Genomic DNA, 26,236 nt, shown 5'->3' with positions numbered 1-26,236 from the left:
GCTTAGTCCTCCAGTACCCATGTATCCTTGGTGCCGCCGCCCTGGCTGGAATTGACCACCAGCGAGCCCTGCTTGAGCGCGACGCGGGTCAGGCCGCCGGGAATGATCTTCACCTTGTCCGACACCAGCACGTAAGGGCGCAGATCGACATGGCGCGGCGCGATGCCGTTTTTCACCATGATCGGCACGGTGGACAGCGACAGCGTCGGCTGCGCAATATAGTTGGAGGGGCGGGCCTTGAGCTTTTCGGCAAACAGCGCCCGTTCCTTTTTTGTCGCCGTGGGGCCGACCAGCATGCCGTAACCGCCCGAACCGTGGACTTCCTTGACGACCAGTTCGGCAAGATTGTCGAGCACGTATTTCAGGCTGTCCGGCTCCGAACAGCGCCAGGTCGGCACGTTTTCCAGGAGCGGCTTGCGGCCGGTATAAAATTCGACGATCTCAGGCATGTAGGAATAGACGGCCTTGTCGTCGGAGATGCCGGTACCGGGGGCATTGGCGATGGTGATGTTGCCGGCACGATAGACATCCATGATGCCGGGCACGCCGAGCGCCGAATCCGGCCGGAAGGTCAGCGGATCGAGGAAGTCGTCGTCGACGCGGCGATAGAGAACATCGATTGCCTCATAACCGCGGGTGGTGCGCATCTTGACCTTGCCGTCCATGACACGCAGGTCGGATCCTTCCACCAGCTCCACGCCCATCATGTCGGCGAGGAAGGAATGTTCGTAATAGGCGGAATTATAGATGCCGGGCGTCAGCACCGCGACGCGCGGCTTGCCGGAACAGCCGGGCGGGGCGAGCGAGGCGAGCGATTGCCGCAGCAGATAGGGATAGTCTTCCACCCGCCGCACGCGGTTTTCATGGAAGAGTTCCGGGAACATCTGCATCATCGTCTCGCGGTTTTCCAGCATGTAGCTGACACCGGAGGGCGTGCGGGCATTGTCTTCCAGAACATAAAACTGGTCTTCGCCGGTGCGGACGATGTCTGTGCCGACAATGTGGGTATAGACGCCGCCGGGCGGGGTGAAACCGATCATCTCCGGCAGGAAGGCTTCGTTTTTCTCGATGATTTCGCGTGGGATGCGGCCGGCGCGGATGATTTCCTGCTTGTGGTAGATATCGTCGAGGAAAGCATTGAGGGCGAGAACGCGCTGTTCGATGCCCTGGGCCAGTTTGCGCCACTCACGTCCGGAGATGATGCGCGGGATGATATCGAAGGGGATCAGTTTTTCTGAACTGTCGGCATGGCCATAGACTGCGAAAGTAATGCCGGTTTTTCGAAAGATGTTTTCCGCGTCTTTTGATTTCTGGATCAGGTGCGACCTGTCCTGTCGGTTGTACCACTCGTTATAGTTTTCATATGGGCTTCGCGGCGTTTCGTCCGCATTTATCATTTCGTCAAATGCCAACTTCGATGTCCCCTTTTTTACCATATGAATACAAGGCCAAATGCAATGCAAGAACTATGCGGACCTCGTCATGAAGATTTTTTGTCGCCCTAGAGTTTTAAAAAAGAAGCGTTTTTTCGGTTTCAGCCTATAAATGCGGCATCGTCAAAATGGTTGCGCGGCGCGGCAGTGCGGAAGGGCATGATGGTGCTGTGTGCGCCGTGGGCGAATGCACAAAATTTGTTCGTTCGTTTTCGGTTGATGGATTGCGGATGCCGCATAAGAAAAACTGAAAGATGCGATCACGAAAACGCCTTTGACCTTTGGCGGCGATAGCGATACCGCCTTGGCAAACGGCGTGTATGCCGCCACAGGCCTGGTGCCAAGCCGGCCTGCTTTTTCACCGGTGTGCCTTGGCCGAAATATCAATTCGCTGCATGGTCTTGCGTCCCCGGCAATGTCCGAGAGGCGGGATTGTGCCGCACAGGGGATGTTCCCATGTCGCTTGACCGTCTGGCTCCAGCCATCTTCGTGTTTCTCTGGTCGACCGGCTGGGTCACGGCTAAATATGCCGTCTATTATACCGGGCCGCTGACCTTCCTCTGTCTGCGTTACCTGCTGGCCGGCCTGATATTATGGGCGATCTGCCGGCTGTCCGCCATTTCCTGGCCGAAGCAGCGCGCCGATGTCCTGCGGGCGATCCTCTCCGGCGTGTTCCTGCACGGTATTTATCTCGGCATGATCTGGTGGGCGATCGGGCAGGGCGTGCCGGCGGCGATCGGCGGCATCATCGCCGGTCTGCAGCCGCTGATGACGGCGGTGGCCGCCCGTTTCATGATCGGCGAGAGAATCTCACCCATGCAACGTGCCGGTTTGCTGCTCGGTTTTGCCGGCATCGCCATCGCCGTGCTGCCGAAGGTCATGGCTACGGGTGCGCTTGGCATGTCCGTGCCGCTTTATGCCGTGGCGGTGAATGTGCTCGGCATGGTGTCGGTGACCTATGGCACGCTGTACCAGAAGAAATATGTCCATGGCGGAAACATCATGGCGGTGGCGACGCTGCAATATGTCGGCGCGCTGCTGGTCACCATTCCCTTTGCGCTTTTGCTGGAAGACGGGCATGTGGACTGGAGCCTCGGGCTGGCCGCCACGCTTGGCTGGTCGGTGGGTGCGATTTCCATCGGCGCGGTTGCATTGCTTCTTTATCTCATCCGGCGTGGGCAGGTATCGCGCGCGGCCTCGCTGATCTATCTCGTGCCGCCGCTTGCCGCCGTCGAAGCTGCGCGGCTGTTCGGGGAAACGCTGACGCCGGCCATGATTGCCGGTACGGTTCTCGCGGTCACGGGGGTTTATCTTGCCAACCGCCGGCCCACTGCATCGGTTGCGGCGGGTTAATTACTACAACCTCATATTAGGGGTTTGTTAACCATAAAATTATACCTCTCGTTAATCACATGATTTGGCGGGGGTTACATGTCTATTTCACGTCGTGGGGTTCTGTTCGGATTGCCACTGTTTCTGGCCGGCTGCGCAAATACCGGTATCGGTCAGCAAAGGCTTAATTATGCGGCGATGCCGGAAGAGAAATTCCCGCTGCCCGCCATGCATCTCGACAAGGTCAAGCCGGAACTTCGCCGGCAGGAAGTCACCTACGATACCAGCCATCCGGCCGGAACGGTGGTGGTGGATACGCCGGCACGGCGGCTCTATTATGTCATGGGCGATGGTCGCGCCATGCGTTACGGCGTCGGTGTCGGCCGGCAGGGTCTTGCGCTGAAGGGCGACGCCTATATCGGCCGCAAATCCGAGTGGCCTTCCTGGACGCCGACAGCAAACATGATGCGCCGCGATCCGCGCAATCTGAAATTCGCCGGTGGCATGGCGGGCGGCCCGAACAATCCGCTCGGCGCCCGCGCGCTTTATCTTTATCGCGGCGGCAACGACACCATGTTCCGCCTGCACGGCACCAACCAGCCGCAATCCATCGGCCACGCGATGTCCAGCGGCTGCATCCGCATGCTCAACCACGATATCATCGATCTTTACAGCCGCGTGCCGGTTGGCTCAAAGGTGGTTGTGCTGCAGGCGTGATGGAGAGGCGGATTTTTCCGCCTTTGCCTCGCGAAAAAATGTCTGTACCCTTGAGTTGAGTTTTTCAGCAGATGGCCAATTTTATGCTGGAAAATCAACCATGTGTAGAATGCCTCCCTTTCTGTATTTAAGGGAGTTCTGCAATATCGGAAACGTGATTTCCGGTGTTCGAGACGTGTATCCATAAAGGCTTGAATGCACTGTATCGAGCGCGGCACCACTTCAACGGGGACACATGAACATGGCAGCTTTCGACAATCTTTCTCGCTATCGACCTTATGCTCTTGCGGCACTGCGCATCATCGCGGCGCTGCTTTTCATCGAACACGGAACGCAGAAGCTGTTCGGCTTTCCGGCATCGCAGATGGAAGGCTCGTTGCCGACCCTGATGCTGGTGGCGGCGCTTCTGGAACTCGTCGGCGGCATTCTCGTGCTGATCGGCCTGTTCACGCGACCGGTCGCCTTCATCCTTTCCGGTCAGATGGCCGTCGCCTACTTCATGGCGCACGCGCCGAGCAGTGTTTTCCCGGTCCTGAACGGTGGCGACGCCGCCATCCTGTTCTGCTTCGTCTTCCTCTATCTGGTCTTTGCCGGTCCAGGCGCTTTCTCGGCGGATGAACGCCGGGCCTGATCTGCCCGACCGATCAGCATCGATCTTTTTACCGAAGCCCCGCATGGTCATGCCGTGCGGGGCTTCTTTTTGGAAAAGGGGTGAAACTTCGGCCGCCACCGAAGCGTAGATGCCTGTTTTCGGGTTAAGAACGGTTGATGCTGAACGCTGTTGGAAAGTCGATCCGTGACCACTCAAAATCCCATTGCCCGCGAATTGCTGCTGCTCGCGCTTCTGTCCACGCTATGGGCGGCCTCCTATACGTTCATCAAGATCGGGGTGGAGACGATACCGCCCATCACCTTCATCGCATCGCGGACGCTGATTGCGGGTCTGCTGCTCTACGTCGTGATCCGGTTGCGCGGGCTGCGATTGCCGAAGGATTTTGCCACCTAGCGGCTGTTCTTCATTCAGGCCTGTATCAACAGCGTATTGCCTTTCACGCTGATCGCCTGGGCGGAGCAGAGCATCGACGCCGGGCTTGCCGTCATTCTCAATGCCACGACGCCGATCTTCACATTTCTTCTCACCGCGCTGGTGATCAGGCATGAGGCGGTCAGCGGGCGCAAGCTGTTCGGCACCATTGCCGGCATGACGGGCGTGTGCCTCATCATCGGCATGGAGGCGCTGGGTGGTGCGGGCGAGGCGATATGGAGCCAGCTCGCCGTGCTGATGGCGGCGTTTTCCTATGCCTGTGCGGCGATCTTCGGCAAGAACTTCAAGGGGCTTGATCCGATCATGCCGGCTGCTGGCTCGCTGATCTGCGGTGCGGTGCTGCTTTTGCCCGTCAGTCTGGTCGTTGACCGGCCGTGGACATTGTCGCCTTCGGCCGCCTCGCTCACTTCGCTTGTGTGCCTGAGCGTCTTTTCAACCGCGCTCGCCTTCATGATCTATTTCCGGCTGATGCAGACACTCGGCTCGGTCGGCACCACATCGCAGGCCTATCTGCGGGTGCCGGTCGGCGTGGCGATCGGCATGGCATTTCTGGGGGAGATGCCGACACCTGCCATGTGGGTGGGTCTCGTCTGTGTCATCGCCGGTGTGCTGGCCATGACCCTGCCATCCCGGCGTCGACCGGTTGTGCAGGGCGGGTGAGGGCAAAGAAAAACCCCGCAGGCTGCTGGCTTGCGGGGGTGTGATCTGAAGTCGTCTCGGAAGAGAACAACCGCATAATAGACCGAGCGGGTGTCGCTTGCTTCTTCTCCCCGAGGGGGAGAAGTCCGCGGCAGCGGGATGAGGGGGCGCCGTTGCCGGATTTCGGAGGACTTACCCCTCATCCAACCCTTCGGGCCACCTTCTCCCCGGCGGGGAGAAGAAATGGGCCGCGAGTGTCCTCAATCCACGCGAAGCAACTTAACGGTTGCGGCCGCGATGGCCGTTGCCGGAAGCGCGCTTTTCCTGGCCGTTGCCGCCAGCAGGTGCGTGGCGGTTGGCGCCGCTGCCGCCGGGCTTGCGGGCCGGACGGCGGTGCTTGCGGGGGCCGGCCGGACGACCTGCGTCGCCTTCAGCCTGCTTCACACGCTTGAAGTCGGACGTGACTTCCAGATCATTGTCCGCATCGCGCGGTGCGTGGTTGCGGGATGGGCGGGATTCGCCATTGTGACGTCCGCCTTCGCGCGGGCCGCGCTGCTGGCCACCATTGTTGTTGTTGCGGCCGCCACGGTTGTTGTTGGGGCGCGTCGGGCTGGCGAGACCGGCCGGACGTTCACCCGATGCGACCGGGATATCGATCTTCATCAGCTTTTCGATGTCGTGCAGCAGGCGGGTTTCGTCCGGTGCGCAGAAAGCGATGGCGATGCCGTCGCGACCGGCGCGGGCGGTACGGCCGATGCGGTGAACATAGGCATCAGGCACTTCCGGCAGATCGTAATTGAAGACGTGGGTCACGGCCGGGATATCGATACCGCGGGCGGCGACGTCGGTTGCGACCAGAACCTTGATGTCACCATCCTTGAAGCCCTTCAGTGCCCGCTCGCGCTGGCCCTGGCTCTTGTTGCCATGGATGGAGGCGACCTTGAAACCGATATGTTCCAGATGCTTGTAAAGCTTTTCCGCGCCGTGCTTGGTGCGCAGGAAAACGATCGAGCGACCGTCCGGGTTCTCGTTCAGCGACTTCTTCAGGAGATCGGTCTTGTCGTTCTTGCCGGCGACGAAATGCACGTACTGCTCGACCTTGTCGGCAGCCTTGCCCGGAGGCGTGACCTCGACCTTGATCGGGTCGGTCAGGAAGTTGCTGGCAAGCTCGGAAATCGCCTTCGGCATGGTGGCCGAGAAAAGCAACGTCTGGCGCTTGGGCGGAACCATGCGGGAAATCTTGCGCAGATCATGGATGAAGCCGAGATCGAGCATCTGGTCTGCTTCATCAAGCACCAGATAGGTGACCTTGGAGAGCGAGATGGCGTTGCGGGCGATCAGGTCCAGCAGGCGGCCGGGCGTGGCGACGAGGATGTCGGTGCCTTTTTCGAGCTGCAGCTGCTGCTTGTTGATCGACGCGCCGCCGACAACCTGGTTGATGCGCAGCGGCGTCTTCTTCACGAAGGAGCGCAGGTTTTCGCCGATCTGGTTCACCAGTTCGCGGGTCGGTGCAAGGATCAGCGTGCGGGTGGTGCGGTTTGCCGGACGGTCGGCCTGCTTCATCAGCATTTCGATGATCGGCAGGCCGAAGGCTGCGGTCTTGCCGGTGCCGGTCTGTGCGAGGCCGATGAGGTCACGGCCTTCGAGCAGCAGCGGAATGGATTTTGCCTGAATGGGGGTCGGGGTTGTGTAGCCAAGCTGGGTAACGCTGGCCACAATCTTTTCGGAGAGGCCGAGTTCGCTAAAACTGGTCAATATATTGCCTTTCGGGGCGCCAAAACAAACTCAGCCGGAGCAGGGCTGCTGTCCGGTGGTTTCGGCGTCAAGAACCCCGCGTGAATTGGGAACTTGTGGGTTGGAATAACTTTCTGCGCATCAGTGCGGCAAATGCCGTCTTCTGTATTCGTTGCGCTTTTCCTTCATGCGGGCCAGATTTCTCTTGGAACAAGTCGTTCTGGACATACGCTGCAGCTCACGCGGCTGCCGAAGGTGAAAGCTTGACCGGCATGTGGGCGTTTTGCGCGTTAAAGTCAAGCGATAGTTTTATAACGCCGCTGTCCCGCGACGCATGGCAGCCATGCGCAAGGTCGGCCGGTTATGGTCGGAATGGCGCATCGGAGCGAATATTTATGGTTAAAAAAGGGTAGCAGTGCCGCGCGGTACATAGCAAACGGCGATTTTATCACATAACGTTTTTACGACGATATCCGGAAATATTTGATTCGACAGAAATGGAACTGCACGGTGTGGAGTATCGATTGACCGAAGGCAGCGGGTTGCTGGAAAAAGCTTACAGGGCCGTCGCCGCCCTGGACCTGCCCGCGTGCATCAAGGACAGCGAGCTGCGCTATCTCATGGTCAATGCCGCCTATGGCCGGATCATGGGGCGTCCACCCGCAGCGTTTCAGGGGCAAACGAGCTTTTCCCTCTCCGCCGATATTCGCGATGCCGAACGGGAAGACAGGGAGCGCCGCTCGCTGGTTTTCGCCACGGATGAGCTGATCGCCTGTCATGGTGCGGCGTCTTCCGGGCCATATACGCTTCGTTGCGAACGTTTTATCGGCGATGACGGCAATCTTTTCCTGTTCGAAGCATTCGAGGAAATGCCGGCGGTTGCCATTGAGGGCTTTTCCAGCGGCGATAACGCCTCCGAGTTGCTGTTCGGCAGTGGCGTGATCGATCTCATCGATGCCGGTATCGTTATCTATGACGAAGAAAACCGGCTGATTTATTGCAACGCCCGCTTCCTGGAATTCTACAGTGCCTTCGGTGTTGCGCTGAAGCCGGGCATGCGGCTCGAAGCGTTGATGGAAGCGGTCTATTTTTCAAGCGGTTACAGCCGCGCGAAAGAGGATGATCAGGCTTTTGAAAGCTGGAAGCAGGAGCAGCTGCGGGATTTTTCCCTGCCCTATCTGGAAAGGGTGGAGCAGTTTGCCGATGGCCGCTGGGTGCGCATGGTCAACAAGCGGCTGGAAAACGGCATGCTGGTGGGTCTGCGCATCGACGTGACCGAGTTCAAGGCGCATGAGACCCTGCTCAGCACGCAGATCCGCGAGACCTGGCTGCTGCGCGCCGCGCTTGAACAATTGCCGGTGGCGGTTTTTTTGAGGGATCACGACAGGCGGCTGACCTTTGCCAATGCGGCCTACGAGAAATTCGTCGGAGGCGATCTCGCCCATTTTATCGGCAAGACCGAAAACGAGATGTTTCCGGCGACCGGCGAGCAGTCCCGGCTTGAAAACGAGCGGCTGCTTGAAACGGGCGAGGCAATCGAGAAGGCGGAAACCCTGCCGCTGCCGGATGGCAGCTCCGTTCCCGTCATTACCCGCCTCGGCCGGGTGGCAACGCCTGACGACGAATATTATCTGGTCGGCTCGGTCACCGATGTCAGCCTGTTGCAGGACCGTGAAAATGCACTGATCGCGGCGCAGGCACAGGCCGAAGCGTTGCACCGCCAGCTGGAGATGATTCTTCATGCCCTGCCGGTGGGCGTGCTGCTCATCAACGCCGATCTCGTCATCGAATATGTCAATCCGTTCTTTTATGAGGTCTGGGGCGAAATCGGCGGCGAGAAATCGCTGGTCGGCAAAAGCTATCGCGAATTCATGGAATTGAATTTCGAAAGCGGCCTTTACGACTATGGCGACATGTCTTTCGACGATCTTTATAGTCAGCGAACGGCGCGACTTCTCAGCAAGGAGGCCTCTGCTCCGCGCGAAGTGCGCAGCAAAAGCGGCAAGGTCACCGTCATCTCGAAAACCCGCCTCGATGGCGGGAAAATCCTCAGCACCTATGCCGACGTGACCGATGTGCGCATGCGCGATGCAGAGATCATGAAGGCCAAGGCCGAGCTGGAGCGCGTCGGCGAATATATGCAGGGCGCCACGCGCGCCATGGCGCAGGGCCTGGTGCTGGTCGAGCAGGGCACGATCATCATGTCCAACGAAGCGATGGCGCGGATGTTCGACGTGCCGCCGCATCTGCTGGAAAAAGGCCGCAACTGGTCGGGCTTCTTTGCCCATTGCGCCAAGCGCGGAGATTTCGGCACCGCCGAGGAGGCGGCCGCAACGCTTGCCGCCTGGAAAGACAATATTGCCGCCAACCAGCCGTTTTCCTGGCTCATCCATGTGGCTGGCAAAACCTGGCTCAATCTGGAAGCCACCAACAGTTCCGGCAATTACTGGCTCGTCATCGTCACCGATGTGACCGAGATGAAGCTGCGTGAAGAGGAATTGCAGCGGCTGCTTTCGCGGGCGGAAGCGGCGGATCGCGCCAAATCGGAATTCCTGGCCAATATGAGTCATGAAATCCGCACGCCGATGAACGGTGTGCTCGGCATGGCGGAGCTTCTGGCCAAGTCCAATCTGGACACGCGCCAGAAGACTTTCACCGATATCATCGTCAAGTCAGGCAATGCGCTTCTGACGATCATCAACGACATTCTCGATTTTTCCAAGATCGAGGCCGGACAGATGAAGCTGCGCAGCGTGCCTTTCGATCCGGCCGAAGCGGTGGAGGATGTGGTTTCGCTTCTCTCCTCGGCGGCGCTGGAAAAGGACATCGAACGGGTTGTCCGGATCGACCCGTCAGTTTTCGGCAAGGTCATGGGCGATGCCGGGCGGTTCCGCCAGATCGTCACCAACCTCGTCGGCAACGCCGTGAAATTCACCGAAACGGGGCATGTGCTGATCGAGCTTGCCGCGCAATCGGCTGAGGCGTCGGAAACCATGCTCTCGCTGCGCGTTGAAGACAGCGGCATCGGCATTCCGCCTGACAAACTCGAGACGATCTTCGACAAGTTCAGCCAGGTGGATGGTTCGGCGACGCGCCGGCACGAGGGAACAGGGCTTGGACTGGCGATCACGGTCGGCCTTGTCGGTCTTTTCGACGGTTCGATCAATGTCGTGAGCGAGGTCGGCAAGGGATCGACCTTCGAGGTCAATATTCCGTTTCAGGTCACCGAAAGGCGGCGCGACGTTCCGCTCATGTCCGTGGCGATCGACGATATCCGGGTGCTGGTCATCGACGACAACGACGTCAATCGCCGTATTTTGACCGAGCAGCTGAAGACCTGGGGTATTGATGGCCATGCGGTGGAGGACGGCCCGTCCGGCATCGCCGTGCTGCAGGAGGCCGTGTCGCTCGGCTTTGCCATCGACGCTATCATCCTCGATTATCATATGCCTGTCATGAACGGCCTGGATGTGGTCGAGCGTATTCGCGCGGACCAACGTTTCGATGAGATTGCCATCGTGTTCCTGACCTCCATGGATGTGGTGGGTGACGAGACGCTGTTTACCGATCTCAACGTGCAGGCGCATCTGATGAAACCGGCGCGGGCGCGGCTCTTGCGCTCCACCCTGTTCGATGTGGTGCGCGACGTGCGGCTGAAACGCGCCCGCCTGCAGCCGCTGGCACTGGATGCAGGCGGCGGGCCGGTGCGCCCGGAAAGGCGTCTGGCTGAAAAGAAACAGCGCATTCTGCCAGCGGCCCCGACTGTTTCCGAACGCCGCCGGCCGAGCCTGATCGACGTGCTGGTGGCCGAGGACAATGACGTCAACCAGATTGTCTTCACCCAGATTTTGCAGCAGGCGGGTTTGCGTTTCCTGATCGTCGGCAACGGCAAGAAGGCGGTTCAGGCGTGGGAAGAAAACAATCCCGCCATTATCCTCATGGATGTCTCGATGCCTGTCATGAACGGCCATCAGGCAACGCTTGCCATCCGCGCCGCCGAACAGGCGGCGGCGGACGGCCGGCATGTGCCGATCATCGGTGTTACCGCCCATACCCAGGACGCTGACCGGGAACTTTGCCTGCAGGCGGGCATGGATGATTATCTGTCGAAGCCGATCAGTCCCGAAATCCTCGAGGACAAGATCGCGCAGTGGCTGGGGGATGCCATGCCCCGGCGTGACGCGCCGGGCGTCTGATCATCCGGCGCTGCGGGGATTTTCGGAATTGCCTCAGGCGGGCCGTTTGGTGCCGCAGAGCATTTCCCGCTTTCCGGCAAAGCCCTTGCGCCGCTCCAGGTCAAAACCGGCGGCGATGAGGTTGCGGCGAACGAAACCGGCGGCGGCGTAGGTGGCGAATGTGCCCTCCGGCGCCGTTTTGGCAAAAAGCGCCTGCATGATTTCCAGCGACCACATGTCCGGATTGCGCGCCGGCGCGAAGCCATCCAGAAACCACGCGTCGAAACTCTCATCGCTGCTGGAGATTCCGGCAAAGGCCTCGCCGCAGACCACCGTCAGGCGCGTCTCGTCATCCAGTGCGATGTCGACCCTGCCTTGCGGCTCTTCCGGCCAGAGGGCGACAAGCGCCTCGCGCTCGGGATCGATCTCCGGCCAGCGGGAAAGCGCCCGGTCGATCTCGTCCGCCTTCATCGGATAGAGCTCGAAGGAGATGAAATGCAGCGTGGAGTGGCCGTTGCGGGCTTCTTTCCACTGGCGCCATGTCTCGCAGAGATTAAGGCCGGTGCCGAAGCCCAGCTCACCGATACGGAAAACGCCCTCCCGTTCAAGCCAACGCTCCGGCAGGCCGTTTCCGGACAGGAAGACATGGCCGCATTCCAGCCTGCCATCCGTCTGGCAATAAAAATGGTCGTCAAAGGCCAGCGAATAGGGCATATCCCCGTCACGCCAGTCGAGTGCGGTACGGGTTTCTCCGGTTGCGGAACCGGTCTCCGTGCCAGCCTCTGGGATAAAGTCGTTGGAATTTTTCATGGCTAATGCCGATAGTCCTGCTTTCGAACAGGGTCAATCTCCAAGATTGCCGGGCTCCGTGCCGCTCCTCATCGTTGGTGGCGGCATTATGGGGCTCTGGGCCGCCGTCAAGGCGGAACGGCTGGGAATAGACACCCTGCTGGTGGAGGCGGAGCAGCTTGGCAGCGGGGCGAGCGGCGGGCTGCTTGGCGCCTTGATGCCGCATATGCCGGATCGCTGGTCGGACAAGAAGCAGTTCCAGTTCGATGCGCTTGTGGCGCTGGAAACGGAAATTGCCGGGCTGGAGGCCGAGACCGGGCTTTCGGCCGGTTATCGCCGTTGCGGCCGGATCATTCCTTTGCCGAAACCGCATCTGCGGGACATCGCGGAGCGGCACGAACGGGATGCCGGGGAAAACTGGGTGTCGGGTGAGCGCCGGTTCCACTGGCATGTCGGCGACAGGCCTTCGGTGGCAGACTGGGTGGACGATGCGGCAGGGCAGGCCGGCTTTGTGATGGACACGCTGGCGGCGAGGGTTTCGCCGCGCGCGATGATCGCCCTTCTCTCGGCTTTTCTCCGCAAGGCCCGACATGTGCGGGTGGTGGAACGGTGTTCGGTGGTTTCGGTCGACCCGCAAGCTGGGCGGGCGATGTTATCTTCGGGAGATGAGGTTGCCTTCGGCCATGTAGTCGTCGCCAATGGACATGGTTCTTTTCCCCTGCTTCGTGACGCGATGGGTCTGGAGGCCGGTGTTGCACTCGGGCAGGCAGTGAAGGGGCAGGCGGCGCTTCTTGACGCGGCGGCTGATCCGGCCATGCCGGTCGTCTTCCTCAACGGTCTTTACATCGTGCCGCATGAGGATGGCACCGTCGCCATCGGCAGTACCAGCGAAGATTGTTTTTCTGAGCCTTTCAGCACCGACGAAAAGCTGGAAAAGCTGCTTGCAGACGCATGTAGCGTGGTGCCATCGCTTGCCCACGCACCGGTTCTGGAACGGTGGGCCGGCCTGCGGCCGAAGGCGGTCGGCAGAGACCCGATGGTGGGGTCGGTTGCCGGTTATCCGAAGCTTGTCGCGCTTTCGGGTGGCTTCAAGGTCAGCTTCGGTCTTGCCCATTTTCTTGCCGATGCGGCCTTGCAAACCGTGTGCGGGGAGACCGCTGACGTACCCGCCGGGTTTCGCCTTCAACAACACGTGAATATTGCCGTCACGGACTTTAGAAAGTGCTGACCAGGCCGTCCACGTCGTTAATCTGTCACGCAAATCACCTATTTGCTGGCCTGCAACGAGGCCGGTTTGGCCGCTTTTGCGGCGAGGTGACAGCGCATGCGATACGCCATTCATTTCACGCCTACCCCCAATGACCCCCTGACGCAGGCAGCCGCCGCGTGGTTGGGGCGCGATGCCTATTCCGGTCAGGCCGTGGAGCCGCCGGGCATGATCGATCTCGGCATGCAGGAGATTTCATACCACACGGCGCTGCCGCGCCGTTACGGTTTCCATGGCACGATCAAGGCGCCTTTCCGGCTTGCCGAGGGCCACTCCGAGGCCGCGCTGTTGCGCGACCTGATGTATTTTTCCGGCAAGCAGGACCCTTTCACGCTTCCACAACTCGTGGTGGCAAGGCATGGGAATGTCTTCAGCCTCGTTCCCGAGCGCCCCTGCGAAGTGCTGCATTTTTTTGCCGCCCGCGTGGTGCAGGAATTCGACCGTTACCGCGCGCCGCTGTCCGAGGCGGAAATCGAGCGGGCGGATCCGGACCGGCTTTCAGCCTCGCAGCTCACCAACCTGCATCGCTGGGGCAGCCCGCATGTGATGGATGAGTTCCGGTTCCAGATGTCGCTGACGGGCGGTGTTGAGCCAGCCAGCAGCCAGCGAGTCGAGCGTGCCGTTCGCAAGGTTTTCGAGCCGCTGCTGACCCGGGAACTGCAATTTTCCAGCCTTGCGCTTTTCATCGAGGATGAGCCGGGTGCGCCCTTCCGGGTGCATTCGCTGCATCCCATGGGCCGCGTTTCCGCCCGCAAGATTGCCTGAGAAAAAGCTGCCCATAATCGTATACAAAAAAGCATCGGAATGTCGGCAAAATTGATCTCGACATTCCGGATGCGGATGATACCGTTCGGCATCGCATATCCGAAGTTTGCGCCGTTTACCCATTCCGGGCCGGTGCACTTTGGAGATTTGTTTATGTCTCCCGAAATCGGTTTCCGCCTTGGGAGAGATGTCTTGGGTGGCTGAATGATTTCCGACAATTACTCCCGCAATCTGGTGGGCTATGGCCGTAACGTTCCCGATCCGAAATGGCCGGGCGGCGCGCGTATCGCCGTGCAATTCGTCATCAATTACGAGGAGGGTGGCGAAAGCTGCATTCTCGACAATGACAAGGCCTCGGAATCGCTGCTGTCGGAAATCGTTGGCGCCCAGCCCTGGCCGGGCCAACGCAACCTGAATATGGAATCGATCTACGAATATGGTTCGCGCGCCGGCTTCTGGCGGCTGTGGCGCATGTTCACAAGTCTTGGCGTCACCACCACCGTTTATGGCGTGACCGCCGCCATGGCCCGCAATCCGGAAGCCGTCGCGGCCATGAAGGAAGCCGGCTGGGAAATTGCCAGCCACGGTTATCGCTGGCTGGAATATAAGGATTTCTCCGAAGAGGAAGAGCGCAAACATATAACCGAAGCGGTGCGCCTGCATAAGGAGGTGACCGGTGAACGGCCTTACGGCATGTATCAGGGCAAGCCTTCGGACAATACGCTGCGCCTCGTCATGGAAGAGGGCGGTTTTCTCTATTCGTCCGATTCCTATGCCGACGATCTGCCCTATTGGGTGAAGGGCGCGAAAGAAGAGCCTTTCCTGATCATTCCTTATACGCTTGACACCAACGACATGCGTTTCGCCACGCCGCAGGGTTTCAACTCCGGTGACCAGTTCTTTGCCTATCTGAAAGATGCTTTCGACGTGCTTTATCAGGAAGGCGCTGAAGGCGCGCCGAAGATGATGAGCGTCGGTCTGCATTGCCGCCTTGTCGGCCGTCCCGGTCGCGCCGCGGCTTTGCGTCGTTTCATCGAATATGTGCTTAGCCATGACAAGGTGTGGATCCCGCAGCGGATCGAAATCGCCCGGCACTGGCATGAACATCACAAGCCGGTGGCTCCGTGATGTCGGCGCGGCAGGAATTTGTCGCCCGGTTCGGTGGCGTGTTTGAACATTCGCCCTTCATCGCCGAGCGGGCCTATGATGCCGGTGTGGATGAGGGGGATTTGACGGCGAAGGTGGTTCACGCCGCACTCACCGCGCAGTTTCGTGGCGCTTCCGAGGCTGAAAGGCTCGGAGTGTTGCGGGCGCATCCCGATCTTGCCGGCAAGCTGGCGATTGCGGGCGAGCTGACGGCCGATAGCCTGAGCGAACAGGCAGGTGCGGGGCTCGATCGGCTTTCGCCGGCGGAACATGCGCGTTTTACCGAGCTGAACAGCGCCTATACCCAGAAATTCGGCTTTCCCTTCATCATCGCAGTCAAGGGGCTGAACAGGCACGATATTCTTTCCGCCTTCGAGACCCGTATCGGCAATGATGCGGCGCAAGAGTCCGCGACCGCGACGGCGCAGGTGGAAAAGATCGCCTGGCTGCGCCTTTCCGCGATGCTGCCGGAGGGCTGAATTGGCGAGCGGTGGCCGTTCTGCTAGGATCGTGCTGTCTGGAGATGAGATCATGAGACCCTCCGAGGTACTGGAAAACAACAGGGAAGCCATCCGCGAAGCGACGAAGCGCTTCAACGCGGCAAACCCCCGCGTGTTCGGCTCCGTTGCCCGCGGTGAGGACCGGCCGGACAGCGATCTCGATATTCTGGTGGATGCATTGCCGGGTGCCACCTTGTTTGATCTGGGCGGCCTGTTGGAAGAGCTATCAGCCATCATGCGCGGCACAGAAATTCATCTATTGACGCCAGGGGACTTTCCCGAGCGTGTTCGTGTGAAGGTTCTGCAGGAAGCGAAGCCCGTATGAGCGCCGAGCGACTGCATGTTTATCTTCAGGACATCAGACAGATCGCTTCGGAAACCATCGACTTTGTTCGATTAAAGACAAAGGACGAATTTCTGGCTGATCTGGTCCGTCAACGGGCGGTGGCGATGAACCTTCTGATTATCGGCGAGACGACGGCGCGGATAATGGAAGAGTTTCCAGCTTTCGTGGCGGATTTTCCGGATATCCCGTGGGTCAAGATGCGCGGCATGCGGAACAGGATCGCGCACGGTTATCTGAGCATCAATCTGGAAACCGTGTGGGATACGACACAGACGGCGATACCGGATCTTCTGGACAGACTCTTACTTCTGCAAAACTGGCATGCCCAAGGTGAATGACATTTGACCGATTTTCTCGACATAAAACCCCTTACCAAGCAAGCATTCGCATCCTTCGGCGATGTGATCGAAATCACGCCTTCTTCCATGCGGCACATCAATGGCGGCCAGACCGAGCGGCATCATGCGCTTGCCGCACCCGAGGCGGCGGGCGAGGGCGCGCGTATCATCCTCAATATTTTCCGTGGGCAGCCGCGGGTATTCCCGCATAACATCGAGATGATGGAGCGGCATCCGCTCGGCAGCCAGAGTTTTTCGCCGCTGTCCGGCAGGCCTTTCCTCGTCGTCGTTGCGGAAGATGACGGAGGCCGTCCGGCCCGGCCGCAGGTGTTTCTGGCAGGCGGGGACCAGGGTGTGAATTACCGCCGCAATGTCTGGCATTATCCGCTGATGCCGTTACAGGCGGTTTCTGATTTTCTGGTTGCCGACCGCGAAGGGCCGGGCAACAATCTGGAAGAGCATTTTTTCGATAAGCCCTTCATGATCGCGGAGCCCAACCCATGACCGGTCTGACCACCCATGTTCTCGACGCTGCTCATGGCGTGCCGGCTGAAGGGCTGACGATCGAGCTTTACCGGCTCTCCGGTGATCGCCGCGAGAAGCTGAAGACGGTAAAGACCAATAGTGATGGCCGGGTGGATGGCGGGCCGCTGCTGGTCGGAGAGAGTTTCAAGGCCGGCGAATATGAGCTGGTTTTCCATGCCGGTGATTATCTGCGCGGCAGGGGCGTTGTGCTGCCCGAACCGGCCTTTCTCGACATTATCCCGATCCGCTTCGGCATTGCCGATGAGAGCGGCCACTACCACGTGCCGCTTCTGCTTTCGCCCTATAGCTATTCCACCTATCGAGGAAGCTGATTGCCATGATCTTTGCCGCCATTGCCGATATTCACGGAAACTGCGCCGCGCTTGAAGCCGTGCTTGAGGATATCGCCAGGCTTGGCATCAAGGATATCGTCAATCTCGGCGATTGTTTCAGCGGGCCGCTGGAGGCGGGTTTCACCGGTGATGTGCTGGTCGGCAACTGGATCCCCAGCATTCGCGGCAATCACGACCGGGAATTGATCGAGCGGGCGCCGGAGGATATGGGCAGCTGGGAAAGGCCGGCCCATGCGCAGATGACTGCTGCGCATCTGGACTGGCTGCAAACCCTGCCCTTCAGCTTGGTATTCAAGGACGTTGCCTATTGCTGCCACGGCTCGCCGCACGGCGATCTCGACTATTGGCTGGAAACGCTGTCACCGGAAGGTGTGCTGAAACTGCGGCCGCTCACCGAAATCGAGGCGAGGGCGGAAGGTATAACGCAGCCGCTGATGCTGTGCGGCCATACCCATATTCCCCGCGCGGTGCAGCTTTCCGATGGCAGGCTGATCGTCAATCCCGGTAGCGTCGGCTGCCCCGGCTGGAAGGACGATATGCCCTTCGAGCATCACGTCGAGGCCGGTCATCCGCTTGCCAGCTATGCGGTTCTGGAAGAAACCGGGCGCGGCTGGCAGGTCTATTTCCGGAATATCCGCTACGACAATCTGGCCATGGCCGAGATGGCGCGGGTCAACGGCATTCCGTATCTGGCCGATGCTCTGGAGAATGGCTGGCTCAAGCGGTAAAACTTACCCCTCGCTGTTCATCACCACGCAGGCGTAGGACTGCGCCTTCAGTTCCTTGCAGGCGGAAACCGCCGAAGACTGGTCTTCAAAGCCGGTAAAGCGGGCGCGGTAGAGCGTTGTCGAGCCGCTTTGCACCGCTTCGGTATAGGGGGCGATCCCGGCATAGCTGCCGATGTTGGAGCGGGCGTTGGCGAGCAGCGAGCGGGCGGCGGCTTCGCTATCGGCAGCGGCAATCTGCACTTCCCAACGGCTTCTCTGGCCTGCAGGCTGGCCAATCGCAGCAGCGGGGGAGGGTTTCGGAATGGCGGAGACCTGGATCATGTCGGCCATCTGGTTGTTGGCCGTGGCGATCTGCATGGCGACGGGGTCGGAGCGGCGTTCGGCAAACATTGGCAATGGTACCGATGCGGCCGGGACGGCTGCGGGCGGCACATCGAAGGTGCGGCTGACATTGGCGCTGGCGACGAGCTGTTCGGTGTTGCGGCTTCTCGATGCCTGAGGCACGGCCTTGTCGAGAAGGGCTGCCATTTGGGCATCGCGGCTGCGCGCGGTCTTGCCGCCCAGCACGACGCCGACGACGCGGCGGCCATTGTCATTGATGGCGCTGACGAGGTTGAAGCCGGAGGCATTGGTATAACCGGTCTTGATGCCATCCATGCCCCGATAACGATACATCAGATTATTGTGGCCACGGATGCGTTTTCCCCGGAAGCTGAAGGATTCCATGGCGAAGAGGTCATATTCCTTGGGGAAGTCGCGCTGCAGCGCAAGGCCGAGCTTCGCCATGTCACGCGCCGTCGTCACCTGCGATTTGCTGGGCAGGCCGGAAGCGTTGCGGAACACCGTTTTCGACATGCCGAGCTGGCGGGCCTTGCGGGTCATCATCTCGGCAAACCTTGCCTCGGAGCCGCCGAGGTGATCGCCCATGCCCTCTGCCATGTCGTTGGCGGATTTGACGATCATGCCATAAACGGCTTCGCGCACGGTGAAGGTCTGGCCCTGACGCACATAAAGCTTGGAGGGGATGACGGCTGCACCATTCTTGGACATCTTTATCTTCTGATCCCAGCGAATGCGGCCGGCATGCAGCGCCTCGAAGGTCATGTAAAGCGTCATCATCTTGGTGAGCGAAGCGGGGTGGTTCAGCACATCGGCATTGCGGGACGCCAGAACCTTGCCGGTATTGGCATCCATGATGAAATGGGCATAGCCGGCCTGCGCCGGCGATGCCTGCAATGAGAGGATCGCGCAAAAGAAGGCGAGCGCGAAGACCCATGTTCCCGCCATTCCCCGTTTGACCGTTCCCGACATAATTCGCCCCTTTTGTTTGACCGCCGCTGTTGATTTCAAGTTTTACTGACACTTTCCGGCAACAAAACCGCTAAAACTTTAGAGATCGCTTTCATGCTTAATTAAGTATGAATTTCAACCCGTCTGCTGCTCTCACAATTTCCTTGAAAAGAAACCTACCGTCCGGTATGTTTTGAAGCATGACAAATGCTCACGGACGAAAGAAGCAGCCCGAGATCGTGCGTCGCAGCCTCCTTGACTGCGCGGCGAAACTTGCTGCTGATCAGGGTGTTGCGGCACTTTCCATACAGGCTGTGGCCGATGCGGCAGGGGTGACGAAGGGTGGGCTGTTCCACCATTTTCCCTCCAAGCACGCCTTGCTGGAGGCCGTCATGGCTGACCTTCTTTCGGCGCTGGACGCGGAAATCGATGCGCTCATCTCACAGGATTGTGAAGCTTACGGATGCTTCACGCGGGCCTACGTGAAGGCGGTTTTCGATGATCGTGACCGGGATTCGGGCAGGCAATGGGCGGCAATCTCGGTTTCCATGGTCGGTGAGCCGTCGCTTCGGCGCATGTGGACCAGCTGGGTCGAGGGACGTCTTGCCCGTCATAAAGATACGGATGACGGGGTGGTACTGGAAATGGTGCGGCTTGCGGCTGATGGCATCTGGTTTGCCGATCTTCTGGCCGATGATTGCAGGGCAGGTGGCGACAGGGCGGCTCTCAAGGCCCGGATGATCGCCCAGACGACAAAGGAAACGGAACGATGAACGCGGCACTTTTCACCTATGGGGCGCTTGTCGCGGCCATTATCTGCGAGGTCATCGCGACCTCATTCCTGCAGCAGTCGCAGCAATTCACCAGGCTGCTGCCGACGGTGCTGATGGCGGTGTTTTACGGCGCGGCCTTTTACCTTCTGTCGTTCACGCTGCGCGTCATACCTGTCGGGGTTGCCTATGCGATCTGGAGCGGGCTCGGCATCGTGCTGATCTCCGGCATCGGTTATTTCGTGTTCCGCCAGACGCTGGATATTGCCGCCGTTATCGGTCTCGGTTTCATCATCACCGGCGTGGTGATCGTGAATGTGTTTTCGAAGACCGTGGGGCACTAGGCTCTCTTGTCCTCATCCCTGTGACATCCTCGGGCTTGTTCCGGGGAACAGGGATGAGGGAGGCAGCGTAGGGCGGGACTTTATGGCGCATCGGCTCTGAGGCCCTGCCCATCTACTCGACGTCAGCATCACGCCAGAATGCTGCGATCCACATCCGTGATCAGCCTTTTGCCGCAAAGTGCCATGCTGATATCCATCTCCTTGCGGATGATTTCGAGCGCCGTCGTCACGCCCTGCTTTCCATCAGCGCCGAGGCCGTAAAGGAAGGGGCGGCCGATATAGGTGCCTTTGGCGCCGAGCGCCACGGCTTTCAGCACGTCCTGACCGGAGCGAATGCCGCCGTCCATGTGCACCTCAACCTTGTCGCCAACAGCGTCGACGATTTTCGGCAGCATGGCGATGGAGGAATGGGCGCCATCGAGCTGGCGGCCGCCATGGTTGGAGACGATGATGGCGTCGGCGCCGGTATCGAGCGAGGCGCGTGCATCTTCCTCGTCAAGAATGCCCTTGAGGATCAGCTTGCCTCCCCAGCGTTCCTTGATCCATTCGACATCTTTCCATGACAAACGCGGATCGAACTGTTCCGCCGTCCATGAGGAAAGCGACGAGAGGTCGGAAACGTTCTTGGCGTGGCCGACGATATTGCCGAAGCTGCGGCGTTTGGTGCGAGCCATGTCCAGGCACCATTGCGGCCGGGTCGCCATCTGCCAGATGTGCTTCGGTGTGAATTTCGGCGGTGCCGACAGGCCGTTGCGCAGATCCTTGTGGCGCTGGCCGAGGATTTGCAGGTCGAGCGTCAGCACCAGCGCCGAGCATCCGGCGGCCTTGGCGCGGTCGATCAGATTATTGACGAAATCCCGATCCTTCATCACGTAGAGCTGAAACCAGAAGGGTTTCGAGGTGACGGAGGCGACGTCCTCGATGGAGCAGATGCTCATGGTGGAGAGCGTGAAGGGCACGCCGAATTCCTCCGCCGCTTTTGCGGCCAGCATTTCGCCATCGGCATGCTGCATGCCCGTAAGACCGGTGGGGGAGAGTGCGACCGGCATGGATACTTTCTGGCCGGCCATTTCGGTGGCCAGCGACCGGTCGGTCATGTCGACCAGCACGCGCTGGCGCAGCTTTATTTTGGCAAAATCGTCCTCATTCGCGCGGTAAGTGCTTTCCGTCCACGCGCCGCTATCGGCATAGTCGAAGAACATTTTCGGCACACGACGCTGAGCCTGTTGCTTCAGGTCCGCTATGGTCAGGATTTTGCCCATGGATAAAGCCTTCACATTTGAATGATGGCTTCACCTAGCATATTCTATTTGGATGCGCGAGTTCGTCGATCGTAGTTTTAGGGTTTTTTGAATCGCTTGTATCTAGAAATGAGAGTTGAGTTTTCATTAGAAACCGGCAATCTGTAGTTACCTTATCTCCGTGGAATTGTTGCTCATGTCATCTTCCTTTTCTAAAATTCTTGCAGCCGCTCTTATATCTCCAAATATTGTTCTCGCAGCAGAGTGCCCTACGATTAAGAGTGACAAGAATGGATTTGTACTCAGTCACAGTGGCGTGCAAAGCGCGTTCAAAACAGCGGGGCCTGTCGTTTCCGTAGAACATGGCTTTGCTGACGGCGGAAAACAAAAGGCATTTCTTTATCAAGGCCTTATCGAAATTTCTCGTTCAGGAAGTGACGAAGATTACAATGCTTATTTCACATCAAATCTTTCTTCTTTCTGGCCTCTGAAAGTCGGTGCCCGCCGGACTTTCGACTTCATTCCGCTGAAGGCTGATGCCTTTAAGGAGAAGTGGACTCTGAGTCTTAACGTTACAAAACGGCGATCTTTTTCTATTGGCTATTGCAGTTATGATGTTTTTAACGTGGTTTACGACGTCAGGAGAAACGACGAGGAAGTCGAGCGGTGGACCGCGGTTTATGCGCCTGATCTGCTTGCAACGGTTGCAAAAATCTACGACGAAGGTACCAATAGCGAAGAAACCGTGAGCTACACGGCGATCAAGCCGCTAAAATAAGGTGCTTGCCGGTTTGGCCACAGCACGGGTTAACTCCAGAAAGCTCGAAAGAATAATTCAACGCCCAACACGAGCAGGCAGATGAGAAACCAGCGCCGGAATGTCGCCGGGCTGACGATGGTACGGATTTTCTGGCCAAGCCACATTCCGGCAAGGGCCGGCAGCACGGCCAGCGCAGAAAGCGACAGATGCTCGACGTGAAAGGCACTCTGTGAGGCAAGACCGGCGGCGAGCGCGACGGTGGAGACGGTGAAGGAAAGGCCAAGTGCCTGCACGAGATCATCCCGGCTGAAACCGAGCGACTGGATATAAGGCACGGCAGGTACGACGAAAATTCCGGTGCCGCCGGTGAGCAGGCCGGTTGCGAGCCCCATGACCGGGGAGAGTTTCGGTTCCAGCCCGGCCGGAATCGAGACGGGTCTGGCAAACAGGCTATAGGCCGCGTAAGCAGCAAGGCACAGGCCGAGCGCCGAGGTGGTCCAGACGCCGGTGCCTGATGTCATCAGCCGGATGCCGATGAGGGTGCCAAGCGCAATGGCGATCATCATCGGCCACAGCCGCTTCACGATGGCCCGGAAATCCGGCCCGGCCAACAATTGCCAGATATTGGTGATGAAGGAGGGCAAAATGAGCAGGCCGGCGGCGATGACCGGCGGCATGAAGAGGCCGAGCACGCCCATGGCAACGGTGGGCAACCCCATGCCGGTCACGCCCTTGACGATGCCTGCGATGATGAAGGTCGCGAGAACCATGAGCATGGTGGTTGTGTCTAGATTCAGCACGGGGTGCTCCGGAGGGTTTTCACGTTTTGGCCAAGATGGCGTCAGGAAATCATGTGGAGCGAGCGGGTGCCACGGGCTTCTTCTCCCCGCCGGGGAGAAGGTCGCGGCAGCGGGATGAGGGGGCAAGCGTGAGGTCTATCGCCGGCGTTGCCCCCTCATCCGACCCTTCGGGCCACCTTCTCCCCGGCGGGGAGAAGAAACAAGCGGCACCCGCTCGATCTTATATTTCAATGGTATAAACCACGTCGTGACCGGATGTTTCGGCCCCAGCCGAACTATGCCAGCACGCTCTTCATCGCTCTGCCGGCCACATAGGTTTCCACCACGGTGCGGTCATCACCCATGGTCAGCATCAGGAACAGCTCTTCCGTCAGGCTTTTCACCACTTCCATCTTAAGGGCCATGGTGGGTGTGGAGGAGGCGTTCAGCACGGTGATGTCGGCATCCGTGCCGGCGTCCAGCGTGCCGATGCGGTCGACCATGGAAAGCGCTTCGGCATTACCGCGCGTCATCAGATACCAGCTTTCCAGCGGGTTCAGGCGCTCGCCCAGCAATTGCTGGATCTTGTAGGCTTCATCCATGGTGCGCAACATGGAATAGCTCGATCCGCCGCCGATATCGGTCGCAACCGCGATGCGCACCGGCTTTTCACGCCGCTGCAGCTTCTTCATCGGGAAGAGGCCGGAGCCGATGAAGAGGTTCGAGGTGGGGCAATGCACGGCCACCGCGCCGGTTTCCGACAGCACGTCCGCTTCGCGCTCCGAGAGGTGGATGGCGTGGCCGAGCAGGGTCTTGTTGCCCATCAGGCCGTATCGCACATAGATATCGGTATAGTCGGCCGCTTCGGGGTAAAGCTCGCAGGTGTATTTGATCTCGTCCAGATTTTCCGAAAGATGCGTCTGGATGAAAAGATCGGGAAATTCCTGCGCCAGCGCCTGGGCGGCCTCCATCTGCTTCGGGGTGGAGGTTATGGCGAAGCGCGGCGTGATGGCGACGTGGTTGCGGCCCTTGCCGTGCCAGTCGGCAATCACTTGGCGCGTCTCGTCATAGGAGGTTTCCGGCGTGTCCAGCAGGCCCTGCGGGGCATTCCGGTCCATCATCACCTTGCCGCCCACCATCAGCATGTTGCGCTTCATGGCCTCAGTGAAAAAGGCGTCGGCGGAGGTCTTGTGCACCGAGCAATAGGCAGCGGCCGTGGTGGTGCCGTGGCGCAGCAGCTCGTCGTAGAAATGCGTGGCGATGCGCTGGGCATGGGCGGTTTCGACGAAGCGGCATTCTTCCGGGAAAGTATAGGTGTTCAGCCATTCCAGCAGGTTGGCGGCATAGGAGCCGATAACCTGCATCTGCGGGAAATGCAGGTGCATGTCGATGAGGCCGGGCACGATGAGATGCGGGCGGTGGTCCTTTTCCTCGACGTCTTCGGGGGCTGCCTTACGGATATCGGCATATTCGCCAATGGCGGCGATCCTGCCATTTTCGATCAGCAGGCCGCCATCTTCGATATAGAGATAGCTTTGCGTATCGTCGATTGCGAGCGGCGCGCGGCGGAAGCTCAGCAGGCGGCCACGCAGCAGAACCATGCTCATTCAGTCTTTCCTTCGGCTTTTCCAGCCCCGGAAACCGCGCTTTCATACCATGCGGTCAGCACCTTGCGCTCATCCGGGGTGATGGCGGTGATGTTGCCGGGAGGCATGGCATGGCTGCGGCCGGCTTGCAAATAGATTTCGCGCGCATGAGCGGCGATCTGTTCGTCGGTTTCGAGCTTCACCGATTTGGGTGTGAAGGGCACGCCTTCCCACACCGGCTCGGCCGCATGACACATGGAACAGCGACCCTGAACCACATCACGCGCCTTGCTAAAATGAGCGTCGCTGACGAATTGCTGCTGCATGGGGGAGAGGGTGGCGGCCTTCTGCTCCTCCTCGCCGGTCAGCACTTTCGGCACGGTGGAAAGCCACATGATGACGATGAAGATGAGAGCGGTGAGAAGCCAGGTCCATGTCGGTTTACCCTTGCGGGCATGCGTGGTGTTGAACCAGTGCCTGATAGTGACGCCCATCAGGAAGACAAGTGCCGCAATGATCCAGTTGAACTCAGTCGCGAAAGCCAGCGGATAATGGTTCGACAGCATGAAGAAGATGACGGGCAGCGTCAGGTAGTTGTTGTGCAGTGAACGCTGCTTGGCGATGCGGCCATATTTCGGGTCCGGCGTGCGCCCGGCAATCAGGTCTGCGACGACGATCTTCTGGTTCGGAATGATGATGAAGAACACGTTCGCCGACATGATGGTGGCGGTAAACGCGCCGAGATGCAGGAAAGCGGCGCGGCCGGTGAAGACCTGTGTGTAGCCCCATGCCATCGCCACCAGCGCGACATAGAGCACGACCATCAGGCCCCATGTGTTGTTGCCGAGCGGCGATTTACAGAGGAAATCATAAAACAGCCAGCCGATGGCCAGCGATGCCAGTGACAGACAGATGGCCTGGAACTGGGTGAGATCAAGCACCGAATGGTCGATGAGGAAGAGGTCCGCGCCGCCGTAATAAACGATGCAGAGCATGGCGAAGCCGGAAAGCCAGGTGACGTAGCTTTCCCATTTGAACCATGTCAGGTGCTCGGGCATCTGGGCAGGCGCAACCAGATATTTCTGGATGTGGTAAAAACCGCCGCCATGCACCTGCCATTCCTCGCCATAGGCCCCCGGCGGCAGATGCGCCCGTTTGACCAGCCCAAGATCGAGCGCGATGAAATAGAAGGACGAGCCAATCCAGGCGATGGCGGTGATGACGTGGAGCCAGCGGACGGCAAAGGCCATCCATTCCCACGCAATGGCGTATTCGTACATGCGGTTCCCCTGATCCTTTTGCAGCGCACCTTGCGAGAAATTTGGCCATTAGGGAAGGGGAAAGCAGAGGTGGCGGGGCGATTGTTCACAATCCGATGGTCTTGTGTTCACAACCCGGTTTTGGCTGCAAAGGCGCTGCGGCAGGCCCGGCAAAGTTGCAGTACCCCTTTCCTGCCGCATAGTTTGTGCTTAGCTGGCTAACGCGACTCAGCTATTATCCTGTGAGCGGCCCGCCAATGTGCTAAAATATAGGGCTGCGGAGCTTTTAAAGCTCCCATGACATGTTTCGCTGGCGGTTATTCCGAAAGCGGGTGCTGCGAACCCTGGGGCGGGGGCAGATCAGGGGCAGGTGTC

At 59.3% G+C, this 26,236-nt stretch carries 24 protein-coding genes and 1 pseudogene; 17 read left to right on the top strand and 8 right to left on the bottom strand.

Going from position 1 to position 26,236, the window contains the following annotated elements:
• Positions 1-2 precede the first annotated feature (2 nt).
• Positions 3-1,412, bottom strand: coding sequence for a circularly permuted type 2 ATP-grasp protein (locus tag QSV77_RS09885; RefSeq protein WP_302733319.1), 1,410 nt, complete (start codon positions 1,410-1,412; stop codon positions 3-5).
• A gap of 477 nt (positions 1,413-1,889) precedes the next feature.
• Between QSV77_RS09885 and QSV77_RS09880 the strand changes: the two genes are divergently transcribed.
• From QSV77_RS09880 to QSV77_RS09865, 4 genes and pseudogenes are all read left to right on the top strand, one after another.
• On the top strand, positions 1,890-2,786 hold the full coding sequence (locus tag QSV77_RS09880) for a DMT family transporter (protein WP_302733318.1): 897 nt from the start codon (positions 1,890-1,892) through the stop codon (positions 2,784-2,786).
• A gap of 78 nt (positions 2,787-2,864) precedes the next feature.
• Entirely contained in the window at positions 2,865-3,482 is a 618-nt protein-coding gene (locus QSV77_RS09875) for a L,D-transpeptidase (RefSeq protein WP_142840461.1), read from the top strand.
• Between the two features lie 241 nt (positions 3,483-3,723).
• Positions 3,724-4,113, top strand: coding sequence for a DoxX family protein (locus tag QSV77_RS09870; protein WP_161991252.1), 390 nt, complete (start codon positions 3,724-3,726; stop codon positions 4,111-4,113).
• Between the two features lie 165 nt (positions 4,114-4,278).
• A pseudogene (locus tag QSV77_RS09865) lies at positions 4,279-5,187 on the top strand (DMT family transporter).
• Between the two features lie 258 nt (positions 5,188-5,445).
• Here the strand turns inward: QSV77_RS09865 and QSV77_RS09860 are convergent.
• Positions 5,446-6,921, bottom strand: coding sequence for a DEAD/DEAH box helicase (locus tag QSV77_RS09860; protein ID WP_302733317.1), 1,476 nt, complete (start codon positions 6,919-6,921; stop codon positions 5,446-5,448).
• Between the two features lie 476 nt (positions 6,922-7,397).
• Between QSV77_RS09860 and QSV77_RS09855 the strand changes: the two genes are divergently transcribed.
• On the top strand, positions 7,398-11,096 hold the full coding sequence (locus QSV77_RS09855) for a response regulator (RefSeq protein WP_302733316.1): 3,699 nt from the start codon (positions 7,398-7,400) through the stop codon (positions 11,094-11,096).
• Positions 11,097-11,129: 33 nt separating this feature from the next.
• Here the strand turns inward: QSV77_RS09855 and mnmD are convergent, their stop codons facing one another.
• Complete coding sequence (mnmD, locus tag QSV77_RS09850; protein ID WP_302733315.1) at positions 11,130-11,885, bottom strand: tRNA (5-methylaminomethyl-2-thiouridine)(34)-methyltransferase MnmD; 756 nt, start codon at positions 11,883-11,885, stop codon at positions 11,130-11,132.
• On the opposite strand from mnmD, the gene QSV77_RS09845 reads away from it, so the two are divergent.
• From QSV77_RS09845 to QSV77_RS09805, 9 genes are all read left to right on the top strand, one after another.
• Positions 11,884-13,092, top strand: coding sequence for an FAD-binding oxidoreductase (locus QSV77_RS09845; RefSeq protein WP_302733314.1), 1,209 nt, complete (start codon positions 11,884-11,886; stop codon positions 13,090-13,092). The two genes, mnmD and QSV77_RS09845, sit on opposite strands and share 2 nt — an antisense overlap.
• A 96-nt stretch (positions 13,093-13,188) precedes the next feature.
• Complete coding sequence (locus tag QSV77_RS09840) at positions 13,189-13,896, top strand: DUF1045 domain-containing protein (protein ID WP_142840454.1); 708 nt, start codon at positions 13,189-13,191, stop codon at positions 13,894-13,896.
• A 204-nt stretch (positions 13,897-14,100) separates the two neighbouring features.
• A complete protein-coding gene (gene puuE, locus QSV77_RS09835; protein WP_142840453.1) occupies positions 14,101-15,024 on the top strand; it encodes an allantoinase PuuE in 924 nt (307 codons plus the stop codon).
• Positions 15,024-15,521 (top strand): 2-oxo-4-hydroxy-4-carboxy-5-ureidoimidazoline decarboxylase, encoded by a 498-nt coding sequence (gene uraD / locus QSV77_RS09830; RefSeq protein ID WP_142840452.1) that lies wholly within the window; start codon positions 15,024-15,026, stop codon positions 15,519-15,521. Before puuE ends, uraD begins: the two co-directional genes overlap by 1 nt.
• A gap of 52 nt (positions 15,522-15,573) precedes the next feature.
• Entirely contained in the window at positions 15,574-15,867 is a 294-nt protein-coding gene (locus tag QSV77_RS09825) for a nucleotidyltransferase family protein (protein WP_302733313.1), read from the top strand.
• A complete protein-coding gene (locus tag QSV77_RS09820; RefSeq protein WP_111792579.1) occupies positions 15,864-16,226 on the top strand; it encodes a DUF86 domain-containing protein in 363 nt (120 codons plus the stop codon). The genes QSV77_RS09825 and QSV77_RS09820 overlap by 4 nt, the downstream gene beginning before the upstream one ends.
• A 3-nt stretch (positions 16,227-16,229) precedes the next feature.
• Positions 16,230-16,730, top strand: a complete 501-nt coding sequence (locus tag QSV77_RS09815) for an ureidoglycolate lyase (RefSeq protein ID WP_302733311.1) — start codon at positions 16,230-16,232, stop codon at positions 16,728-16,730.
• A complete protein-coding gene (gene uraH / locus QSV77_RS09810; RefSeq protein WP_269701954.1) occupies positions 16,727-17,083 on the top strand; it encodes a hydroxyisourate hydrolase in 357 nt (118 codons plus the stop codon). The genes QSV77_RS09815 and uraH overlap by 4 nt, the downstream gene beginning before the upstream one ends.
• A gap of 5 nt (positions 17,084-17,088) precedes the next feature.
• Entirely contained in the window at positions 17,089-17,832 is a 744-nt protein-coding gene (locus QSV77_RS09805; RefSeq protein ID WP_302733310.1) for a metallophosphoesterase, read from the top strand.
• A gap of 3 nt (positions 17,833-17,835) precedes the next feature.
• Here QSV77_RS09805 and QSV77_RS09800 read toward each other — a convergent pair whose 3' ends face one another.
• Positions 17,836-19,119, bottom strand: coding sequence for a D-alanyl-D-alanine carboxypeptidase (locus QSV77_RS09800; protein WP_302733917.1), 1,284 nt, complete (start codon positions 19,117-19,119; stop codon positions 17,836-17,838).
• Positions 19,120-19,322: 203 nt separating this feature from the next.
• Here QSV77_RS09800 and QSV77_RS09795 point away from each other — a divergent pair, with 203 nt between their 5' ends.
• Together QSV77_RS09795 and QSV77_RS09790 are read left to right on the top strand one after the other, a co-directional pair.
• On the top strand, positions 19,323-19,895 hold the full coding sequence (locus tag QSV77_RS09795) for a TetR/AcrR family transcriptional regulator (protein WP_302733309.1): 573 nt from the start codon (positions 19,323-19,325) through the stop codon (positions 19,893-19,895).
• Positions 19,892-20,236, top strand: a complete 345-nt coding sequence (locus QSV77_RS09790) for a multidrug efflux SMR transporter (RefSeq protein ID WP_302733307.1) — start codon at positions 19,892-19,894, stop codon at positions 20,234-20,236. The genes QSV77_RS09795 and QSV77_RS09790 overlap by 4 nt, the downstream gene beginning before the upstream one ends.
• A 128-nt stretch (positions 20,237-20,364) precedes the next feature.
• Here the strand turns inward: QSV77_RS09790 and QSV77_RS09785 are convergent, their stop codons facing one another.
• On the bottom strand, positions 20,365-21,498 hold the full coding sequence (locus tag QSV77_RS09785; RefSeq protein ID WP_302733306.1) for an alpha-hydroxy acid oxidase: 1,134 nt from the start codon (positions 21,496-21,498) through the stop codon (positions 20,365-20,367).
• Positions 21,499-21,673: 175 nt separating this feature from the next.
• Here QSV77_RS09785 and QSV77_RS09780 point away from each other — a divergent pair, with 175 nt between their 5' ends.
• On the top strand, positions 21,674-22,255 hold the full coding sequence (locus QSV77_RS09780) for a hypothetical protein (RefSeq protein WP_271362276.1): 582 nt from the start codon (positions 21,674-21,676) through the stop codon (positions 22,253-22,255).
• A gap of 29 nt (positions 22,256-22,284) precedes the next feature.
• On the opposite strand, the gene QSV77_RS09775 is transcribed toward QSV77_RS09780, so the two are convergent.
• From QSV77_RS09775 to puuD, 3 genes are all read right to left on the bottom strand, one after another.
• Positions 22,285-23,007 (bottom strand): sulfite exporter TauE/SafE family protein, encoded by a 723-nt coding sequence (locus QSV77_RS09775; RefSeq protein ID WP_302733916.1) that lies wholly within the window; start codon positions 23,005-23,007, stop codon positions 22,285-22,287.
• Positions 23,008-23,312: 305 nt separating this feature from the next.
• Positions 23,313-24,623, bottom strand: a complete 1,311-nt coding sequence (guaD, locus tag QSV77_RS09770; protein ID WP_302733304.1) for a guanine deaminase — start codon at positions 24,621-24,623, stop codon at positions 23,313-23,315.
• Entirely contained in the window at positions 24,620-25,882 is a 1,263-nt protein-coding gene (gene puuD, locus QSV77_RS09765; protein ID WP_302733303.1) for a urate hydroxylase PuuD, read from the bottom strand. Before puuD ends, guaD begins: the two co-directional genes overlap by 4 nt.
• Between the last annotated feature and the right edge of the window lie 354 nt (positions 25,883-26,236).

This window comes from Agrobacterium sp. V1 (assembly GCF_030518355.1).
Taxonomy (GTDB): Bacteria; Pseudomonadota; Alphaproteobacteria; order Rhizobiales; family Rhizobiaceae; genus Agrobacterium; species Agrobacterium cucumeris.
This window is presented reverse-complemented; position numbering and strand designations above follow the sequence as displayed.

Bases quoted from the DNA above. Each gene is read 5' to 3' on its own strand.
- uraH (WP_269701954.1), top strand. From the start codon at position 16,727: ATGACCGGTCTGACCACCCATGTTCTCGACGCTGCTCATGGCGTGCCG.
- QSV77_RS09820 (WP_111792579.1), top strand. From the start codon at position 15,864: ATGAGCGCCGAGCGACTGCATGTTTATCTTCAGGACATCAGACAGATC.
- QSV77_RS09855 (WP_302733316.1), top strand. From the start codon at position 7,398: ATGGAACTGCACGGTGTGGAGTATCGATTGACCGAAGGCAGCGGGTTG.
- QSV77_RS09825 (WP_302733313.1), top strand. From the start codon at position 15,574: ATGAGACCCTCCGAGGTACTGGAAAACAACAGGGAAGCCATCCGCGAA.
- QSV77_RS09790 (WP_302733307.1), top strand. From the start codon at position 19,892: ATGAACGCGGCACTTTTCACCTATGGGGCGCTTGTCGCGGCCATTATC.
- QSV77_RS09845 (WP_302733314.1), top strand. From the start codon at position 11,884: ATGGCTAATGCCGATAGTCCTGCTTTCGAACAGGGTCAATCTCCAAGA.
- QSV77_RS09880 (WP_302733318.1), top strand. From the start codon at position 1,890: ATGTCGCTTGACCGTCTGGCTCCAGCCATCTTCGTGTTTCTCTGGTCG.
- puuD (WP_302733303.1), bottom strand. From the start codon at position 25,882: ATGTACGAATACGCCATTGCGTGGGAATGGATGGCCTTTGCCGTCCGC.
- QSV77_RS09800 (WP_302733917.1), bottom strand. From the start codon at position 19,119: ATGGCGGGAACATGGGTCTTCGCGCTCGCCTTCTTTTGCGCGATCCTC.
- uraD (WP_142840452.1), top strand. From the start codon at position 15,024: ATGTCGGCGCGGCAGGAATTTGTCGCCCGGTTCGGTGGCGTGTTTGAA.
- QSV77_RS09785 (WP_302733306.1), bottom strand. From the start codon at position 21,498: ATGGGCAAAATCCTGACCATAGCGGACCTGAAGCAACAGGCTCAGCGT.
- QSV77_RS09875 (WP_142840461.1), top strand. From the start codon at position 2,865: ATGTCTATTTCACGTCGTGGGGTTCTGTTCGGATTGCCACTGTTTCTG.
- puuE (WP_142840453.1), top strand. From the start codon at position 14,101: ATGATTTCCGACAATTACTCCCGCAATCTGGTGGGCTATGGCCGTAAC.
- QSV77_RS09805 (WP_302733310.1), top strand. From the start codon at position 17,089: ATGATCTTTGCCGCCATTGCCGATATTCACGGAAACTGCGCCGCGCTT.
- QSV77_RS09840 (WP_142840454.1), top strand. From the start codon at position 13,189: ATGCGATACGCCATTCATTTCACGCCTACCCCCAATGACCCCCTGACG.
- QSV77_RS09775 (WP_302733916.1), bottom strand. From the start codon at position 23,007: ATGGTTCTCGCGACCTTCATCATCGCAGGCATCGTCAAGGGCGTGACC.
- guaD (WP_302733304.1), bottom strand. From the start codon at position 24,623: ATGAGCATGGTTCTGCTGCGTGGCCGCCTGCTGAGCTTCCGCCGCGCG.
- QSV77_RS09870 (WP_161991252.1), top strand. From the start codon at position 3,724: ATGGCAGCTTTCGACAATCTTTCTCGCTATCGACCTTATGCTCTTGCG.
- mnmD (WP_302733315.1), bottom strand. From the start codon at position 11,885: ATGAAAAATTCCAACGACTTTATCCCAGAGGCTGGCACGGAGACCGGT.
- QSV77_RS09780 (WP_271362276.1), top strand. From the start codon at position 21,674: ATGTCATCTTCCTTTTCTAAAATTCTTGCAGCCGCTCTTATATCTCCA.
- QSV77_RS09795 (WP_302733309.1), top strand. From the start codon at position 19,323: ATGACAAATGCTCACGGACGAAAGAAGCAGCCCGAGATCGTGCGTCGC.